Origin of the sequence: Neoactinobaculum massilliense (assembly GCF_900604955.1) — a bacterium.
Lineage (GTDB): Bacteria > Actinomycetota > Actinomycetes > Actinomycetales > Actinomycetaceae > Neoactinobaculum > Neoactinobaculum massilliense.
This window is the reverse complement of record NZ_UWPE01000001.1, coordinates 1207771-1224754: the sequence shown is the minus strand read 5'-3', so window position 1 is coordinate 1224754 and position 16984 is coordinate 1207771. Positions and strand designations below refer to the sequence as shown.

Sequence of the window (16984 nt, the reverse complement as noted above, 5' to 3'; positions counted from 1 at the left end):
CCGGGCCGACACGGGCGGCGGGCCCGGCGAGTGAATGATGATGCAGGCGGGACCGTTGGGGCCACCGCGGATCCCACCCCGGGCGGTACCACTGCACGTACTGGCACGAACGGTGGGCACAGGTTGGGTGCCGCGGGAGAACCGGCCGAATTTAGTGAAATCGCGCCCGGGCGCATGATCTGCGTGTGGGGCAGCGCGGGAGCGCCCGGACGCAGCGTTATAGCACGTGATCTTGCGGCCGAATGGCAGGGGCGGGCGCTGCTGGTGGATGCCGATACGCGCCACCCATGCCAGGCGCAGCTCCTCGGCGTCGGGCAGGAAAGCTCGGCGCTCATTGCTTTGGCCCGGCGAATCAATACCGGGCGTACAGACACCCAGGCTGGAAACCTCCTGGAGGAGACACACGGGTTTCGGCTTCTCGCGGGTATGAACACGGGCAGTCGCTGGCGGGAGATCCCCGGTGCGGTGGCGGATGCGATGTGGCCACTGCTACGGTGTGAAGCCAGTATCGTCGTGGTGGATTGCGCGGCCGAAGCGGAACACGAGGATTCCGTGCTGGAGCGTGATGCCCTGACACTTTCCGCGGTTGGTGCAGCCGATAAAGTAGTTGTTGTTGGCCGCGGCGGACCGGTGGGGGTGAGGCGGCTCCTCACGCAACTGGAGATCGCCGGGGCGCTGGGCGTAGTCGTCGGGAAAATAGTGATCACTCGAGCACCCACGCAGGATCGGCCGGCTGTGCAGCGGATTCTGGAACAGCGCGGATTCACAGACGTAACCTTCGTGCGTGCTGATAAAGCATACGTGGAGGCCGAATATCGTGGGACCACGCTACGGGAGGTGGCACCGCGATCCGGGGCGCGGGCGGACATGAGGCGATTGGCGGCGGAGCTTTAGTTACGAGCAGCTGCCGGGGCAACCAGGTAGCGGACTCTAGAATGGGCGCATGAGAATTTACATTCCGGCGACGGCTCGTGATCTGGTGGCGGCAACACTTTCGCCTCGGCTGGTGCATGCGGTCACGCCGGTGCTCGCCCGCGAACTGGACGGCGAATCACAGGAGTATCTGGAATCGGTGGCGTTTGATGCGGCTACTGACGATTCACTGGAGTTGATCGCGGCCGCGCTGCCGGAGGATGCCGGGCTGCCGGTGCGGCGCGTGGTGATTGCGGCGGACGTGGATGATGCGGCGGTAGCGGCAGCGGATGACGAACTGGTGACCGCCGTCGAGCTCAGGGAGGCGGTGGGCTGGGATCGCGTGGTATCCATCCACGTGGACCACGAGTTGTCCGAACCCGTGCTGCGCACCGCGATTGCGCACCCGGATAGCGCCGAGGCTGCGGACGCCGCCGGTGAAGCCAAGCTCCTGTGGTTCGACGTCTCCGAGCGCGTGGACCTAGCTGTAGAACTGGGCGTTGCCGCCCGGGCGTAGTTCGATCAGCCCGGCGCCGTGATGCGTCATTGCATGGCGACGCCCTAGCATTTTTACCCGCATCGATACCGAGCTCGTCACTCTGGGAGGCCGCATCCGCCCTAGGCGGTTATTTTCAGCGTTGATCCGCCGCCTTCCCGCGGCACCACCGTGATGCGTTCACTAATGCGGTTGCGCATATCCGCCACGTGGGACACCACGCCCACCGTGCGCCCGCCGCGGCCCAATCCGTGAAGCGTGGCCATCACCAGATCCAGGGTGTTGCCATCTAACGAACCGAAGCCCTCATCGATAAGCAGCGTGTCCAGCCCGATGCTGCCGTTCTCGGCTCGCACCACCTCCACCAGGCCCAGTGCCAGCGCGAGGGACACATAGAATTTTTCACCGCCGGACAGCGACTTCGTGGAGCGCTCCGGGGTGGAGCCATCCGGCGTCGTGCGCTGGTGAGGATTGACCCGGGTTGCCGCCTCCGGTGAATAATCCGCGATAGCAAGCCCTAATCCCACGCGCTTCTGGCGTGAGCCCTCCTCCTTATCTTCAGTGCGCTCCAGCGCGTACCGCCCGCGCGAAATCTCCTGTAACTGCTGGTTCGCTACCTCCACCACGGCGTTGAAACGCTCGATGAGCACGTAGGTGGTAAGCGGCACGCGGGACAGCGAGGCGTCACCGGCCTTGGCAATGGAGGCAAGGCGCGCAATCGGGCCCTGGTCCCGGTCAGCCCGCTTCCATCCGTCCAGCGCTTCGCATGCTGCGCGGAGTTGGCGGCGCGCATCGGTGGCCGTCTTTCGTTGCGCGGTGGCCATATTCCGCGCGGCGTTTGCGGCGGCTGTCTGCGCCACGAATGCCGCCTGTTTCTGTTCCAGGTGCGGATCCTCATCCCCCGTGAGCGCGGCAATGTCCGGGCGCGCGAGATCCCGTTCAACGTCGTGGAGCTGCTGGTCGTGGTCCGTCACCGTGGCCTCGAGCCCAGCGGCCCGCTCCGGTGACAGATGGGCCGCGCGCACCTCAGCCTCCGAATCGAAGAGCGAATCGGCCAGCGCGGTAGCGGTAGCCGTCTGCGCCTGGCGGAGCCTTTCACGTGCGTCAAGTAGGGTGCGCAGGGCGCTATTCCATTCATTCTGGCGCCCGGCCCGTTCCGATACGGCGGCCTGCCGTTGGGCGACGGACGCATACGCTCCACGTTCGCTCGCTACGCGCTCGCGGGCGGTGGCAATGCGTGTGGCGCGGTCACGCGTGGAGGCCTCCAGGCCGGCTATCTGGGCGGTGAGTTCCTCCGCCCGGGAGCGGAGGTGTTCACGCTGGGTGCGCAGCTTTGCCAGACGCTGTTCCAGTTCTGGTATATGCTCCTCCGCGGCCTCCGCGATGGCTTCCCGTTTCTTGGCCGCGGCCAGATCTGCCGCGACGGTCTCCGCATCGGCCCCTTTGAGCGTTTCCGCGAGGGCGGCGCGGGCAGCCTCCGCGGCAGCAACCGTATCCCCGGCCGCGGATAGCTGCACGCTAGCTTCGTTTTCCTGCCGTTTCGCGGCGTTCACCTGCTGCCGGGTGGCGCTCTCCTCGGTGGGCGTGGCCGGCGCGGGATGTGAGGTGGAGCCGCACACCGGGCAGGCCGTGTTCTCCTCCAATTGCTGTGCCAGGTCCGCTGCCATCGACGCCGCCCACCGCCGCGTGGTATCTGACAGCGCGGTAGCGGCAGCCTGGTAGGCGGCAAACGCATCGTGGCGGTCCGCCGTCGCCTGGGTGAGTGTGGCTTCCGCGGCCGCGAGCTTCTTAAGGTTACGCTGCTGTTCCTCTGCCGCGACGACGCCGGCGCGGGCCGCCTCACGCCCGGCGGCGGAGACACGCGTGGCGTCCAGTTCCTCCTCTACCGCGGTGATGTGATCGGGGAGTTCGGCGCCGGCAATGGTGGTCTCCGTTAGGGCCACGCGAGCGCCCTCAAGGGTAGATTGCTCTCGATGCTGCGTGCCCGTATCCGCGGCAATCTGCTTTTCCGTGTTCACCAGTTCGGTGAGTTGACCGACGAGCGTGCGCAGGCGATCCAACTCAGCTTCACCGGCGCGGAGATCCGCGCTGCTCTCTTCTCCGGCGGCGGGTAGCTCGGAGCCGGTGTCTCTTAGTTTCTCACGGGCCTGGGCTGTGGTGTCCTGGGCGCCTTCCACCGCTTCGCGAGCGCTGACTTCCGCAGCCAGCACCGGCATGAGGGGGAGCGTAGCCCGGTGCCGCTCCAGTTCGGCCTTCTGCGCCGCAACGCTGGCTGAGGCGGCGGTCAATTCCGCGTGCCGGGCGATGAGCTCCGCACGCTGAGCCAACCGCTGTTCAAGTGCTTCGGCGGCTGTCACGTCCGCGCGGCGTGCCTCCCGCTGCTGCTCGGCTATCGCGGCCGCCTCCTCCGCTGCGTTGGCCGCCGTTTCCGCCGAGCCGACGGCCTCGGTAATCTCGGTGAGGAGAGCATTTCCTCCCTCGGTGAGCGCGAGAGCGCTGGCCGCATCCGTCCATTCGTCCGCCTTCCCCAGGGCCACACCCACGTTGGAGACAGCGCGAATAAACACCTCCTGCGCGGCACGCACCTTCTGCTGGGCGCTCTTCGCGCGGTCCTCGAACCACTGCGCTACCTTGTCAAAGCGGCCGGTGTTGAAAATTTGTGTGAGCAGTGCAGCGCGATCCTGTGAATTGAGGCCCAGGAACTGGGCAAATTTACCCTGCGGGAGCACGACGGTTTGGGTGAATTGTTCTGCGTTGAGGCCCACCAGCCGCTCAACCTCCGTGGAAACATCCCGCACCTGGGTGGCAAGGACCTCCCCATCATCGAGGTTCCCGGATTCTATGGCGGCGGGGGAGAGCCGCCATAGCGTTGCGCGCGGAGCCGTCGCGTTCTTGTTACCGGCCTTGAAGTAGCGTGGTTCTCGGCGTACCCGGTAGGTGCCGGCGTTGACGCTGAATACGAGATCCACGTAGGAGGCCTCGCGTGGATTCGCGTAGAGCGAACGCATGCGGTCCACCGTGGAATCCGAACCACCGGCCACGCTCCCGAAGAGTGCCCACACGATGGCGTCAATAAGGGTGGATTTGCCGGCTCCGGTGGGGCCCTCCATGAGAAACAGGCCGGATGCGGAAAGACGGTCGAAATCAATGGTTTCGGTGCCGCCAAACGGCCCAATGCCGCGTAGCTCTAGCCGATGTAGCCGCATTTACTCCCTCGATTCTTCCCAGGCGCTCTGAATGAGTGCCTTTTCTTCTGCGCTCAGACTGCGTCCGCCGGCGTCCGCGAAGAAATCCGTCAGGATCTCCAGCCCATCCCGATGCTTAATTTCGGGTACACCGTGGTGGACGCTGCCCTCCGCAAGATGGAGCACCTCCATGGCGTGCGGGAATACCGCCTTGATGCGGGCCACCAGATCTCTGGGCCGTGCCGGATCCGTCACGAGCGCGCGCACATACTTGTCCCGATCCGCGGTGTGTGCTTCGGAGAGGATTTCCTCCAGCGTGCCTTCGATAGTGATGAGCCCACGTTCCACCGGTGCGGAGAGTTCCTCCACCTCCTCGACGACGCCGTTTTCCACGTGCAGTGGAGCGGAGGATTTGGGTGTGGTTTCGGAGAAGGAGAATGCGATGGGGGATCCGGAGTAGCGAATGATCGGGCCGTTCTCCAACGCGATGCGTTGCGGCGAGTGCAGGTGCCCCAGGGCCACATAGTCCAGCATCCCGTGTTCGGTAGTGTCGGCCCGCTGTGTCCCGCCAAGCCGGAACAGGCTGGCCGGCACGGAATCCACGCCGCCCACCGTTATATCCTGCTCTGAATCTGAGCGTTCACCGCCGGTAACAAAAGCGTGTGCCATAACGATGCGAGCGGCGTTTTTGCCCGCAAATTCGCCCTCTCGGATATCCGCGGCAATCCGTTCCAGTACCGCAGCCATGACGGCCGGATGACTGCGTTCCAATGGTTCGTCGATGCTTCCCAGACGTACCCGCTCCCGGTTTGGATCGAGGTAGGGAATTCCGTACACGATGGCGCCTACGTGCCCCGCCCGATCCCTCACGGGAATAGGGGTGGCGGCCTCCAACGACTCCGTGCGCGCCACCACCTCGCGGCGGAACAAACTGCGTCCAAATCCCAACCGCGTGGACGAATCATGGTTTCCTGCGGTAAACACCACGGTGGTGAGTGCGGCCAGTGCTTCAAGCGTGCTGTTGAATAGCTCCACCATGTCGGCTGGGGGCACGCTGCGGTCATAGACATCGCCGGAGATAAGCACCGCATCAATGTTCCGTTCACGCACCAGGTCCACCACGTAGGTGCACCAGGTGTGGAAGGCATCACTAAGTGAGGCGCCGTGGAACGTGCGTCCCAGGTGCCAGTCCGAGGTGTGGAGAATGAGCATGCCTTTAGGCTAAAGCAGGCCTCCGACAAAGTTCGTGTCCCGCTCTCGCGTGCGGCGAGCGAGCATCGCCGTGTCATTCTCGGTACAACTCAACGCGCCATGAAACGTGCCCGCACGGCGTCGTACAAAAACGCGCCCGTTAAACGAGCGCGTCAGGGTCAAAGCAGAATCCTACTTCTCTGCGTTTACCGGATCCTGCGCGGACCACGGGAACGCGATCCACTTATCCGTGTGATGCCACACGTAGTCCGGCTTAATCACGCTGCGTGACTTCTCGTAGAGCACGGCCACGCGGATGTCCTTCGCGTAATGAGCGCAAATCCCGCGCACGAACTCGAGGGTGCGTCCGGAATCGGCAACGTCGTCCACAATGAGCACATTGCGTCCCTCCATGCCGGAATTGTCCGGCACCGGGTCCACCAGACGCGGATCAAGGAGTGTGGTGCCAATACCCGTGTAAAACTCCACGTTCAGCACCAGGAGGCTCTTAATGTCCAGCGCGTACCCGATCGCACCGGCCGGCAACAGCCCGCCTCGCGCCACGGACACAATCATGTCCGGGCGATATCCTGATTCCCACACGTTGCTTGCCAGTTCGCGGGCCGCCTGCCCAAATTGGTCCCAGGTGAGAATCTCGCGCTCGTCCATGCATGCTCCTTCCGATGTTCTCATTTTGGCCGCTCGAGCCTCCTGTGTCACCTGAATCCGGCATAAAGTTCCTCACGGGTTACCGCGCCGTGCTTGGTTCCGGCACCCGGACGACGCCGCCATGCCCGAGCGGTACTACTCCCACTCCTCTTTGGCTACGCCGGTAAGCACACGACGGAAGGACTGCACGCGCGCCACAAGGCGCGGGGAGGAGAGCAGGTCCAGGGCGCACTCGGGTTCCTCGGCGTGGTGGGTGCAGCCGCGTGGACACAGCGCGGCTACGGGTGCGAGGTCCGTAAAACCGGCCAGAATGTCCGCCTCTGATACGTGTGCGAGGCCGAAACTGCGCACCCCCGGCGTGTCCACCACGTTTCCGCCACCCGGTAGCGCGAAAGCCACCGCTGAAATGGAGGTGTGGCGTCCCTTGCCGGTCACCGTGTTGACGTGCCCGGTGTTTCGCGCGGCACCCGGTACCAGACGGTTGAGGAGCGTGGACTTTCCGACGCCGGAGTGGCCCACTAGCACGGTGGTACGGCCCGCGATTGCTTCCAGCAGATCGGAAAAATCGCCAATGAACGCCCGGGCGGACAGGTCAGGCGAGGCGGCGTTGGCCTGCTCCACCTGGGCGGCTGTAGCACCCGATGTTTGAATGCCTGCGGCGTTTTGCAGGGACGGGGTGCATGTCGAGGTTCCCGCGGCGGTGGGGGTGGGAACCGAGGTTGGTGCAGCGGGAAGCGATGATGGAAGAGCGGATACCAGAAAAATCTGCAGCCCCAGCGGCGCGTATCGGGCCACAAGCGGTGCGGGGGAGGCGAGATCCGTTTTCGTAATAAGAAGGAGGGGGCGCATGCCGGCGTCGTGCGCGGCAACCAGGCAGCGGTCAATCATGCCGGGCTTTGCCTCCGGCTGGGCGGCCGCCACCACGATGGCCATGGTGTCCGCGTTGGCAACAATGGTGCGTTCGCGGCCCCCGCCCTCGTCCGTGGAGCGGGTGAGGGCAGAAGTGCGGGGGTCAATAAGTGCAATACGGGCCAGTGTGTCCTTGCGGCCGGACAAATCCCCCGTGAGATGAACGTGATCCCCAACCACTACGGCGCCGCGTCCTAATTCGCGTGCCTTCACCGCGCTCACCTGCGTGCCTGAATCGAGTACCACCACATAGCGGCCGCGGTCAACGGCCGTCACGGTACCGGCGGGCCGGTTCGAATAATCGGGGCGGATTTTGGTGCGGGGACGCGAACGACGGCTCGGGCGTACGCGAACGCGCGGATCATCCGTTCCGATATCGCGCATGCACGCCTCCCGCTACGCGCGCTTAATTTGCTTGGTGCCGCGGAGACGCGCGCCTCCCTTCCGCGCAGATACACGATACCCGAGCGAAGGGCGGCCCTGCCGGTCGAAGGCGGCAAGCATCACGCCGCCAATGAGCCCGGCTCGGGCGGCGGCCTCGTGGAGCGCATGCGTGGACTTATCGCCTACCGCAAAGGATGCGAGCGCGGCGGGCGCATCCGTCAGTGCTAGCACGGCGGCGGACAGGCGCGGACACTTGCCGAGGGCCAGCAATGCTCCGGCGGCTACCTGCACGGCGCCGCTGGCGCGAATAATCGTGTCCTCTTTCCCGGTATCTACGCTGATGCCGATGCGGCGGGCGGTGTCAAGTGCACGCTCCGCCGCAGCGCGGTGGCCTTCCGGTTGCGTGGCGGCATTCAATCCACCCAACACAAACGGGGCTGCCAGGAGTGGGCGGGCAATCACGCGGAAAATGTTCATGAGAGCATTGTGGCACGGAAGGCACCCATATGTGAGATCTCACACGGTGAGAGTTAGGTATTCGAGCGGGATCATGCCGAATACCCCGAACCGTGCCCGCAGACACCGTGAAGCGGGAATGTGAACACCGAAAATGCGTTGAACCACCAGGTGAGCTTCAGGGTGAAGCTCGAAAGGGGCGGCTAATCTAGACGTGATGGCTTCAGAGACAGTGAGCAGAGCTCCCGAGGAGAGCGCCGAAGAGCGCTCTGCCCGGTTTGAGAAAGATGCCCTTCCTTATATTGACCAGCTCTACGGTGCCGCCATGCGCTTAACGCGCAATGCCGCGGACGCCGAGGATCTGGTCCAGGAAACGTACGCGAAAGCGTTCGCGGCGTTCCACCAGTACCGGCCGGGTACCAATCTCAAGGCGTGGCTCTACCGAATCCTGAACAACACCTTCATCTCCCACTACCGCAAGGCGCAGCGCCGCCCCAAGCAGGCGGATGCCGCGGATGTGGAAGATTGGCAGGAATACCGGGCGCAATCGCACCAGTCCACGGGCATGATGTCCGCGGAGGCGGAGGCGTTGGACAACCTGCCGGCTTCAGAAATTCGGGATGCGCTCAGCGAACTGTCCGAGGAACGCCGCATGGCGGTGTACCTCGCGGACGTGGAGGGGTTCTCCTACCAGGAGATCGCCAGCATTATGAATACGCCGATCGGAACCGTTATGTCTCGTCTGCACCGCGGGAGGCGCCAATTGCGTGAGCTTCTCGCGGATTACGCCCACGAACTTGGATACGGGAAGGATTCGGAATGAGCGACGATCTGCAGCGCCGGATGGAGGCCGGTCTGGAGCGTAGAGGTATGGATTTGGACAGCGAAGAGGATTCGCGTCAGTGTTCCTGCGAAGAACTGACGGAGCATCTGTTCGAATTCCTTGACCGGCAAGTCTCTGACGGTGAGTTCAAGCGGCTCGCGGCGCATATTGCGCACTGCCCGGAGTGCCAGGATCGCGCGTCCGCGGAAGAACACGTTCGCGTTCTGCTCAAGCGCAGCTGCGCCGAGGTTGCGCCAGCCACTCTGCGTGTGCGTATTTCGCACCAGATTGAGGCCTTCCGCACCACGCTCGGTGGGATCGCTTAGGTTTTGCTAGAGTGAGGCGTTGCGTGAGCCCCGGTGGAGCAACCGTGCCGGCGGGGTGCAGAATACCCGGTAGGCTCTATGGGCTTGACGGGGTGAAGATAGCCCGGCGGGGCGAACAATTGAGCGGAGGGGAATCATGAGCCAGCGAGGCCGTATGCGCCGTGCGCGCGCCAAGAAGAAGGCGAACCACGGAAAGCGTCCAAACGCCTAAAAGGCGGAACGTAGCCACAGGGCTATGCGAAAACGGGAGTGGGGCTACGCGGCTCTGCTCCCGTTTTTTGTAGGTGTGTTTCGACGCCGCCTCGCTCGCTTCGTGCCCGCCGGGTCACCCGCCGGGAAGACGGAGTTGTATCCGCGCGTGGGGCGTTCGTACGTCCGGGGTTGCCAATGCCTACGGCTCACAGCCGTAGGCATTGGCAACCCCGGACACTATAGCCGCGGGCAGCGGCGTCGTTATTCGGCGTGGGTGCGAATCCCCAGCCAGGAATTCCATCCGGAGTGCAGTACCAGCCAGGCAATGAGGCCGTAGCCCGCTTGCCGCGGGGTGTAACCGTCCGCTGACGTGGACATGTCCGTATTCCATTGCGCGTGCGCGTGGAGGGGCCCAAAGGTATCCACAAAGGGGATGTGACGCCGTTCGGTGACATCTCGATAGGCCTCCGCGAGCCGAGCCACCTTGCGGTTATCCGCATCCTGCCGGGGCGGCGGGCCCACCACAAACGAGGTGGTGTGGATACGGTCCGCCCCATCGAGGATATTTGCCAGGTGCAGGCGGCAACGAGCGAGGGATTCAGTCCCATCAACGTCATGGCTGCCCAGCCCGATCACCAGGCGAGTATCTTCATCTCGGCTGAGACGCTGCTTGACTTCGCCCTCCCAGCGGCCGGCCAACTGCGCGATCGTTTGGCCGGGAACGGCCAGCTGAAGCGCCATGATGGGTGGTTCGGTGATGGTGCGCGCCATCACGCGCCCCGTCCATCCCAGTGCCCGGGGATCGCCGTAACCTGCTACCAGCTCATCTCCGAGGAAAATCACCCGCGTCATTGGACTCCTTCCCGGCGTGGCGCGCGGCCACGCGTATCATTTGGCAAGCCTACCCGCGTGACGGCGCGGAGATGGTGTGTGCCCGGCGGCAGGGAAAAGAACGCCCGCGGATACACACCCTGATACAGCGCGGTGTGCCCGGCGGCAGGGCGGGAAGGGCAATGGTGTTCGCGCCCGGCGTTGCGGTGGACACGGGCTGCGTGGCCGGCGTGGATTTTCGTAGAATGTTTCGCGTGAACGGCTACCGATTATTTATGCCCCGCGAACAAACGAATGAGGCGGGGATGCTCGCGTGAGCGGTCTTGATTACCTTTATTTGCTTTTCGCGGTGCTATTAATTGCCGGAAACGGCGTGTTTGTGGCAGCTGAATTTTCCATGGTGGCGTTGGACCCTGCGGCTACGGCAGCACGGGCAAAGACGGATCCGCGGGCCAGGATTGTCTCCCGGTCTCTGCATGATCTCTCCCTGCACCTATCTGCCTGCCAGGTGGGAATTACCCTCACCACGATTCTGCTGGGGTACGTGGGCCAGCAGCCGCTGACGGATCTGTTTACGCTCCTGTTTGAAAGTGCAGGAATGGCCCGCGCGGCGGCAATCGGCGTTTCGGCCACCCTCGCGTTTGTGCTGGTGAATTTTTTCTCCATGCTGTTCGGCGAATTGGTGCCGAAAAACCTGGCGCTTGCGGACATGATGGGGGCGGCGTACCGCATGGCGCCGATTCTCCACGCATTCTCCGCTGTGTTTAAGCCGCTCATTGTGGTGCTCAATGACAGTGCGAACTGGATTCTGCGGCAGCTCGGCGTGGAGCCGGTGGAGGAGCTAAGCGGAGCGCGCTCGGCCAGCGAATTAGGCGCCCTGGTGCGCCAGAGCGCGGAGGCGGGCACGCTTGAGGCGTCCACGGCCACGCTGCTGACGCGTTCCCTGGGTGTCGGCAAACTGACCGCGGTGGATGTTATGACCAACCGCACGCGGGTGGCCTCCATCTCGGAGGATGCCACGGCGGAGGACGTTGTCAATTTGGCTGTCGCCACCGGCTATTCCCGCTTCCCGGTGGTGGCCGATGATCTAGATGCGGTGCGCGGCATTGTCCAATTGCGCCGCGCCGTGGCCATTCCGTATGAGCGTCGGGCGGACGTGCCCGTCACGTCGTCGTCCATCATGTGGGAGGCACCGCGCGTCCCGGAAACCATGTCCCTCTCGCAACTACTCGTGGAGCTGCGCGACACGGGTATTGAGATGGCGCTGGTGGTGGATGAATACGGTGGCACCTCGGGCGTGGTGACCGTTGAGGATGCCGTAGAAGAGATCGTGGGAAACATCGCGGATGAACACGATCCGCGCCGAGCGAGCGCGCGGCACACGGCGTCGGGCTCCTGGGTGCTCTCTGCTCTGCTGCGGCCGGATGAGGCCACGCGGCTTACCGGGTTTGATCTCCCGGCGGATGGTCCGTTTGAGACCATCGCGGGCCTGGTGGTTTACCGGCTTGGGCGGCTGGCGCGCGTGGGCGACAGGGTGCGTGTTGGTGGCGTGGATATCACGGTTACCGTGGCGGATGCCCGCCGGATTCGCACCGTGGAGGTGAGTAAGCATGAATGATTGGATGGCGCTCCTCGTGACGGTGCTGCTTCTGGCACTCAACGCGTTTTTTGTGGCGTGCGAGTTCACGCTGACGGGTTCGCGCTCCTCACGGCTGGTGCCTCTGGCGGCGCGCAATAAGCACGCGCGCAGGCTGCTGTGGGCGATCAATCACCTCTCGGAAATGTTGGCGGCGTGCCAGTTGGGCGTCACGCTCGCCTCCGTGGCGTTGGGCGCACTCGCGGAGCCGGCGGTGGCGCACCTGCTTGAGGGCCCGTTCACCGCGTGGGGCTGGAGTCCGGCCGTGGCACACACGGTGGCTCTTCTTATTGCCCTCCTGCTGGTGGTGGGGCTGCACGTGGTGCTGGGGGAGATGGTTCCGAAGAACCTAGCCGTCACGCACCCGGAACGTGCTGGCATGTGGTTTATCACCCCGCTTTTGGTATTTGATCGCATTTTTCGCCCCGCCATCGCCGCGCTCAACTGGCTGTCACTGCACGCGGTGCGTCTGCTCGGTAAGCACTCGAAGGACGACGTGGGCTCTGCGTTCACGGCCGGCGAGGTGGCCTCGATCATTGAGGCCTCGGAGAAAGCGGGTGTGCTCAAGGATTCCACCGGTCTCATTTCGGGCACGCTGGAGTTCACGGATCGCAAGGCCGGCGTGGCGGCGGTACCGGCCGCGGATCTGGTGGGTTTCCGTATCCCCTTTACCCCGGCGCAGGTGGAAGAAATGGTGGGGGAGCGCGGTTTTTCCCGCTACATCGTGTTCGATGAGTCCGGCCTGCCCGCCGGGTACATCCACATTAAGGACACGCTCTCCGTGGACGACGCCGAACGCTTCATCCCGGTTCCTGAGGATCGGATCCGTCAGCTTGAGGTGGTAGATGCCGACGCCGAAGCGGAGGACGCCCTGCGCGTCATGCAGCGCTCCGGTGCGCACGTGGTAGCGGTGGCCCGGGATGGCCAGCGTGTGGGTGCTGTCTTCCTCGAGGACCTCATTGAGGAGCTGGTGGGGGAGATTCGCGATCTACAGCAGCGGTAGGGCCGCTGTGGTGTGGGGCGGCGCTGGGATGTTCGGCGCCGCATCGGCGTGCCCGCATCCGCACGTATTCTGGGGGTGTGAGGCATATTTACCGCGTGGGTGGACCGCTCATCATTGCTCATCGGGGCGGCGGCACCGGGTATCCCGAAAACTCCATGCGTGCTTTCGAGCAGGTAGTTGCGGATGGCTTTTTTCATATCGAGACGGACGTTCATGCCACCCGTGACGGTGTGGCCGTAGTCCTTCATGATTCGGACCTGGAGAGGACCACGAATGGGCGGGGTGCTCTCCTGCGGTATTCGTGGGCTCAGGTATCCGCTTTGCGTGACGCGACCGGGCAGCATCCGCCCCGCCTCGATGCCGTACTTGATGCTTTCCCGGATGCGATATTCAACGTGGATGCAAAAGATGATGCGGTGGTGGCGCCCCTGGTGGACGCGATCCGCCGTACTGGCGCGGTAGACCGCGTGGTGATCGCGAGCTTCTCGCAGCGCCGGCTGCGGCGCATTCACCGGTACATGCCGCATCTGCGTCAAACGCTGGGCAGCAGCGGGGTGGCTGCACTCTTGGCGGCCACTCATGCCGGTCGGGTGGGGCGGCGTCTTCCGCTGTCCCTCGGTCCCTACGACGCCGTCCAGGTTCCGGTGGGTATACGGGGTATCCCGATTATCACGCGGCGATTCGTGGAAGGCGCTCACGCCCGCGGTCTGGCCGTGCATGCCTGGACCATTAATGACTTTGCGGAGGCGGATCGGCTCCTCGAATTGGGCGTGGACGGCATTATCACCGACCGTCCGGGCGCACTGCGTGACCACCTAGTGAACATGGGCGTGACGCCCGAGTTGTAGGTGAGGGCGACGGAGTCGAAGCAATATACCCCCTCCCGGTATATAAGTATTCTGGGCGGTGTAGAAGCGATGGAGGAATCGATGGCGGAGATGAGGGAAAACGCGGCGGCGGAGGATGCACAATGCGGCTCGCTCGCCCACATGCATGGTTATGAGCAGCATCGGGACGCCTACCTGCGCCGCCTCAAGCGTATTGAGGGGCAGGTACGTGGCATCAACCGCATGGTGGACGAGGGCGCCTATTGCATCGACATCCTCACCCAGATTTCGGCCGCTACCTCCGCGCTGGAGAACGTGGCTCTGGGGCTGATGGACGATCATCTACGCCACTGTGTTGCGGATGCCGTGGCGCAGGGCGGTGGCAGTACGGACAAGATCGCGGAGGCCATGCAGGCGGTTCGTCGCATGGTGAAGAGCTAGTTTCGTGACCGGAAAATGCGCGGAACGCAACGACGTCGTCATATCATGAACAAACGTGCATTTTTCGCTGAGGGCATAATGGCACACTTCCCAGAAGACATCAGATGATTCCCTGTTTTCACTTGAAATAGGGGACTCTTGACCTGGCGGGAGGTCTGGCGGGCAGGGAGAATAAGAGCGTCTGTTTCGCAACGGCGGGTGTGCTCGCCAGATAAGGACACTCAATGGGAATCTCTCCTGAACTGATTGACCACCTCAAGCATCCAACGGATGATGAGGTCAAGGTGATGGATGCGTGGTGGCGTGCCGATAACTATCTGACGGTCGGCCAGATCTATCTGCAGTCCAACCCGCTACTTAAGCGTGACCTCACTCCGGATGACATTAAGCCTCGTCTGCTGGGGCACTGGGGCACCTCCCCGGGGCTTTCGTTCATCTATGCGCATGTTTCTCGTCTGATCCGACTGACCGGGCAGAACATGATCTACATTACGGGTCCGGGCCATGGCGGGCCGGCCATCGTGGGCGCCACCTACCTGGAAGGCTCTTACACGGAGGCCTTCCCGAAGATCACGCGTGATGAACCGGGCCTGCTGCGCCTGTTCCGCCAGTTCTCCCAGCCGGGCGGTATCCCCTCCCACGTGGCCGTGACCACTCCGGGCTCCATCAACGAGGGCGGCGAGCTCGGCTACGCGCTGGTGCACGCCTTCGGTTCCGTATTCGATAACCCGGACCTCATCACCGTTGCGGTGGTAGGCGACGGCGAGGCGGAAACCGCACCCCTCGAGGGTTCCTGGAAGGGTATCTCCTACCTGAGCCCCTCGCACGACGGCGCTGTGCTTCCGATCCTGCACCTCAACGGCGCGAAGATTTCTTCGCCGACCGTCCAGGCGCGCAAGGATCCGGCAGAGCTGCGCAAGCTTTACGAAGGCCACGGGTACGAAGTGATCGAGGTGTCTGGATCTGATATTCCGGGCATGCATCGTCGCTTCGACGAGGCGCTCGCCACCGCCTACGCCAAGATCAAGCAGATCCAGGCCGATGCGCGTGAGCTGGACGCTGATGGCGTGATGAAGGGTGAGAAGAACAGCTACCTGGACGGCAAGTCCCCGCGCTGGCCCATGATCATCCTGCGTACCCCGAAGGGCTGGACGGGCCCGAGCAAGGTGGACGGCGTGCAGGTGGAGGGCACCTGGCGTGCTCACCAGGTGCCGCTGGCTGGCGTCAAGGAGAATGCGGATCACCTCAAGCAGCTCCAGGAGTGGATGGAAAGCTACCACCCGGAGGAGCTGTTCGATGAGAACGGCTACCCGCGCGACATCGTGCTGGCTAACAATCCTGAGGGTGACAAGCGCCTTTCCGCGAACCCGGTGGCCAATGGCGGCGGCAAGTACACCCCGTTGGATATGCCGGATTGGCGCGAATCGCTGGCGTTCAACTTCCCGCAGGAGGAGCGCGGCAAGCTCAAGAACCAGAAGGAATCCACCCGCTACCTGGGCGAATTCATGGCCGAGCTCTACCGCCGCAACCCCACCGCGTTCCGTCTGTTCTGCCCTGATGAGACAAACTCCAACCGTCTCGGTGCCGTGTTCGATGTATCGGACCGCGCCTTCATGGAGAACATCACGGACGAGGATGTCAAGCTGGGCCGCTCCGGCCGCGTTATGGAGGTGCTTTCCGAGCACAACACGCACGGCTGGCTTGAGGGCTACACGCTGACGGGCCGCCACGGCCTGTTCGCCTCCTATGAGGCGTTCGGCATGGTGTCCCTCTCCCAGACCATCCAGCACGGCAAGTGGCTGGAGGAGGGCACGCGAGTGGATTGGCGCGTTCCGGTGCCGTCCCTCAATCTCCTGCTCACCTCCACCGCGTGGCGCAACGATCACAACGGCTTCTCCCACCAGGGCCCGGGCGTGCTTTCCAGCGTGCTCAACCTGCGTGGTGACGTGGTGCGCGTCTACCTGCCTGTCGATGCGAACTCGCTGCTTGATGCGGCCACCCACGTGTTCAACTCGCGTGATCGGGTGAACCTCATCGTTCAGGATAAGCAGTTCCAGTTCCAGTGGCTCACGCCGGAGGAGGCCGCCGAGGAAGGCGACCGCGGCTACGCCATTTGGGATTGGGCCGGCAATGAGGTGCCCGGCTCTGAGAAGGATCCGGACATGATCTTCGGATGCGCAGGCGACATTGTGACGGCCGAGGCCGTGGCAGCCGCCCAGATCATCCGCGAGAAGCTGCCGGAGATGACCGTTCGCGTGGTCAACGTGGTACGGCCGCAGGTGCTGCTCCGCCACAAGGATCACCCGACGGGGCTCTCTCAGGGTGAGTTCCGCGAGGCCTTCACGGATCACGTGGATTGCGTATTTACCTTCCACGGCTACCCGGGCACGGTGCACCAGCTGCTGCATGGTCGTCCGGATGCGGATCGTTTCCACGCCCGCGGGTATATCGAGGAAGGCACCACCACCACGCCGTTCGACATGGTGGTCCGCAACCGCGTGGATCGCTTCCACCTGGTGATTGATGCCATCAACAACTGCAAGCGCACTATCCGCGGGGCCGCTGACCTCAAGCGCTGGTGCCAGAAGCAGCTGGCCAAGCACGAGGAATACAAGGTTACCTACCTGCAGGATATGCCTGAGGTGCGTAACTGGGAGTTCAAGTCCAACGCTGAGCTAGAGGCCGAGAAGGCCGCCAAGTAAG

The 16984-nt window shown here is 63.7% G+C and carries 16 protein-coding genes; 10 read left to right on the top strand and 6 right to left on the bottom strand.

Features of this window, described 5'->3' with window-relative positions; translation table 11 throughout:
- The first annotated feature begins 30 nt into the window (after positions 1-30).
- Both EIH27_RS05265 and EIH27_RS05260 read left to right on the top strand, forming a co-directional pair.
- The gene (locus EIH27_RS05265; RefSeq protein ID WP_124039866.1) at positions 31-894 is read left to right on the top strand and encodes a CpaE/TadZ family protein; all 864 of its coding nucleotides are present in this window, start codon (positions 31-33) and stop codon (positions 892-894) included.
- 49 nt (positions 895-943) lie between these two features.
- Positions 944-1429 carry a DUF6912 family protein gene (locus EIH27_RS05260; protein ID WP_124039865.1) on the top strand — a complete coding sequence of 162 codons (486 nt, stop codon included), beginning with the start codon at positions 944-946 and terminating at the stop codon, positions 1427-1429.
- A gap of 101 nt (positions 1430-1530) precedes the next feature.
- Here EIH27_RS05260 and EIH27_RS05255 read toward each other — a convergent pair whose 3' ends face one another.
- From EIH27_RS05255 to EIH27_RS05235, 5 genes are all read right to left on the bottom strand, one after another.
- Complete coding sequence (locus EIH27_RS05255; protein ID WP_124039864.1) at positions 1531-4614, bottom strand: AAA family ATPase; 3084 nt, start codon at positions 4612-4614, stop codon at positions 1531-1533.
- Positions 4615-5805 carry an exonuclease SbcCD subunit D gene (locus EIH27_RS05250; RefSeq protein ID WP_124039863.1) on the bottom strand — a complete coding sequence of 397 codons (1191 nt, stop codon included), beginning with the start codon at positions 5803-5805 and terminating at the stop codon, positions 4615-4617. It abuts the gene before it with no gap.
- 171 nt (positions 5806-5976) lie between these two features.
- Positions 5977-6453, bottom strand: coding sequence for a phosphoribosyltransferase (locus tag EIH27_RS05245; RefSeq protein WP_124039862.1), 477 nt, complete (start codon positions 6451-6453; stop codon positions 5977-5979).
- A 135-nt stretch (positions 6454-6588) separates the two neighbouring features.
- Positions 6589-7746, bottom strand: coding sequence for a ribosome small subunit-dependent GTPase A (gene rsgA, locus EIH27_RS05240; protein WP_124039861.1), 1158 nt, complete (start codon positions 7744-7746; stop codon positions 6589-6591).
- Positions 7747-7758: 12 nt separating this feature from the next.
- On the bottom strand, positions 7759-8223 hold the full coding sequence (locus EIH27_RS05235; RefSeq protein ID WP_124039860.1) for a DoxX family membrane protein: 465 nt from the start codon (positions 8221-8223) through the stop codon (positions 7759-7761).
- Positions 8224-8419: 196 nt separating this feature from the next.
- Between EIH27_RS05235 and EIH27_RS05230 the strand changes: the two genes are divergently transcribed.
- The 3 genes from EIH27_RS05230 to EIH27_RS08140 all read left to right on the top strand — a co-directional run bounded on the left by EIH27_RS05230 (position 8420) and on the right by EIH27_RS08140 (position 9562).
- Positions 8420-9025: a sigma-70 family RNA polymerase sigma factor gene (locus tag EIH27_RS05230; protein WP_124039859.1), complete on the top strand. Its 606-nt coding sequence runs from the start codon at positions 8420-8422 to the stop codon at positions 9023-9025.
- Positions 9022-9351, top strand: coding sequence for a mycothiol system anti-sigma-R factor (rsrA, locus tag EIH27_RS05225; protein ID WP_124039858.1), 330 nt, complete (start codon positions 9022-9024; stop codon positions 9349-9351). Before EIH27_RS05230 ends, rsrA begins: the two co-directional genes overlap by 4 nt.
- Positions 9352-9487: 136 nt before the next feature.
- Complete coding sequence (locus EIH27_RS08140) at positions 9488-9562, top strand: 50S ribosomal protein bL37 (protein ID WP_420892146.1); 75 nt, start codon at positions 9488-9490, stop codon at positions 9560-9562.
- 242 nt (positions 9563-9804) lie between these two features.
- Here EIH27_RS08140 and EIH27_RS05220 read toward each other — a convergent pair whose 3' ends face one another.
- Positions 9805-10395 carry a GDSL-type esterase/lipase family protein gene (locus EIH27_RS05220; protein ID WP_124039857.1) on the bottom strand — a complete coding sequence of 197 codons (591 nt, stop codon included), beginning with the start codon at positions 10393-10395 and terminating at the stop codon, positions 9805-9807.
- Between the two features lie 292 nt (positions 10396-10687).
- On the opposite strand from EIH27_RS05220, the gene EIH27_RS05215 reads away from it, so the two are divergent.
- The 5 genes from EIH27_RS05215 (at position 10688) to EIH27_RS05195 (ending at position 16983) form a co-directional block, all read left to right on the top strand.
- Positions 10688-11992 carry a hemolysin family protein gene (locus tag EIH27_RS05215; protein ID WP_241152975.1) on the top strand — a complete coding sequence of 435 codons (1305 nt, stop codon included), beginning with the start codon at positions 10688-10690 and terminating at the stop codon, positions 11990-11992.
- Positions 11985-13013 carry a CNNM domain-containing protein gene (locus tag EIH27_RS05210; RefSeq protein ID WP_124039856.1) on the top strand — a complete coding sequence of 343 codons (1029 nt, stop codon included), beginning with the start codon at positions 11985-11987 and terminating at the stop codon, positions 13011-13013. The genes EIH27_RS05215 and EIH27_RS05210 overlap by 8 nt, the downstream gene beginning before the upstream one ends.
- A 77-nt stretch (positions 13014-13090) precedes the next feature.
- Positions 13091-13861, top strand: a complete 771-nt coding sequence (locus EIH27_RS05205; protein ID WP_124039855.1) for a glycerophosphodiester phosphodiesterase family protein — start codon at positions 13091-13093, stop codon at positions 13859-13861.
- Between the two features lie 141 nt (positions 13862-14002).
- A complete protein-coding gene (locus EIH27_RS05200) occupies positions 14003-14281 on the top strand; it encodes a metal-sensitive transcriptional regulator (RefSeq protein WP_124040164.1) in 279 nt (92 codons plus the stop codon).
- A 224-nt stretch (positions 14282-14505) separates the two neighbouring features.
- Complete coding sequence (locus tag EIH27_RS05195) at positions 14506-16983, top strand: phosphoketolase family protein (RefSeq protein WP_124039854.1); 2478 nt, start codon at positions 14506-14508, stop codon at positions 16981-16983.
- Position 16984 lies beyond the last annotated feature (1 nt).

Bases quoted from the DNA above. Each gene is read 5' to 3' on its own strand.
- EIH27_RS05250 (WP_124039863.1), bottom strand. From the start codon at position 5,805: ATGCTCATTCTCCACACCTCGGACTGGCACCTGGGACGCACGTTCCAC.
- rsgA (WP_124039861.1), bottom strand. From the start codon at position 7,746: ATGCGCGATATCGGAACGGATGATCCGCGCGTTCGCGTACGCCCGAGC.
- EIH27_RS05210 (WP_124039856.1), top strand. From the start codon at position 11,985: ATGAATGATTGGATGGCGCTCCTCGTGACGGTGCTGCTTCTGGCACTC.
- EIH27_RS05230 (WP_124039859.1), top strand. From the start codon at position 8,420: ATGGCTTCAGAGACAGTGAGCAGAGCTCCCGAGGAGAGCGCCGAAGAG.
- EIH27_RS05220 (WP_124039857.1), bottom strand. From the start codon at position 10,395: ATGACGCGGGTGATTTTCCTCGGAGATGAGCTGGTAGCAGGTTACGGC.
- EIH27_RS05200 (WP_124040164.1), top strand. From the start codon at position 14,003: ATGCATGGTTATGAGCAGCATCGGGACGCCTACCTGCGCCGCCTCAAG.
- EIH27_RS05255 (WP_124039864.1), bottom strand. From the start codon at position 4,614: ATGCGGCTACATCGGCTAGAGCTACGCGGCATTGGGCCGTTTGGCGGC.
- EIH27_RS05260 (WP_124039865.1), top strand. From the start codon at position 944: ATGAGAATTTACATTCCGGCGACGGCTCGTGATCTGGTGGCGGCAACA.
- EIH27_RS05195 (WP_124039854.1), top strand. From the start codon at position 14,506: ATGGGAATCTCTCCTGAACTGATTGACCACCTCAAGCATCCAACGGAT.
- rsrA (WP_124039858.1), top strand. From the start codon at position 9,022: ATGAGCGACGATCTGCAGCGCCGGATGGAGGCCGGTCTGGAGCGTAGA.
- EIH27_RS05245 (WP_124039862.1), bottom strand. From the start codon at position 6,453: ATGGACGAGCGCGAGATTCTCACCTGGGACCAATTTGGGCAGGCGGCC.
- EIH27_RS05235 (WP_124039860.1), bottom strand. From the start codon at position 8,223: ATGAACATTTTCCGCGTGATTGCCCGCCCACTCCTGGCAGCCCCGTTT.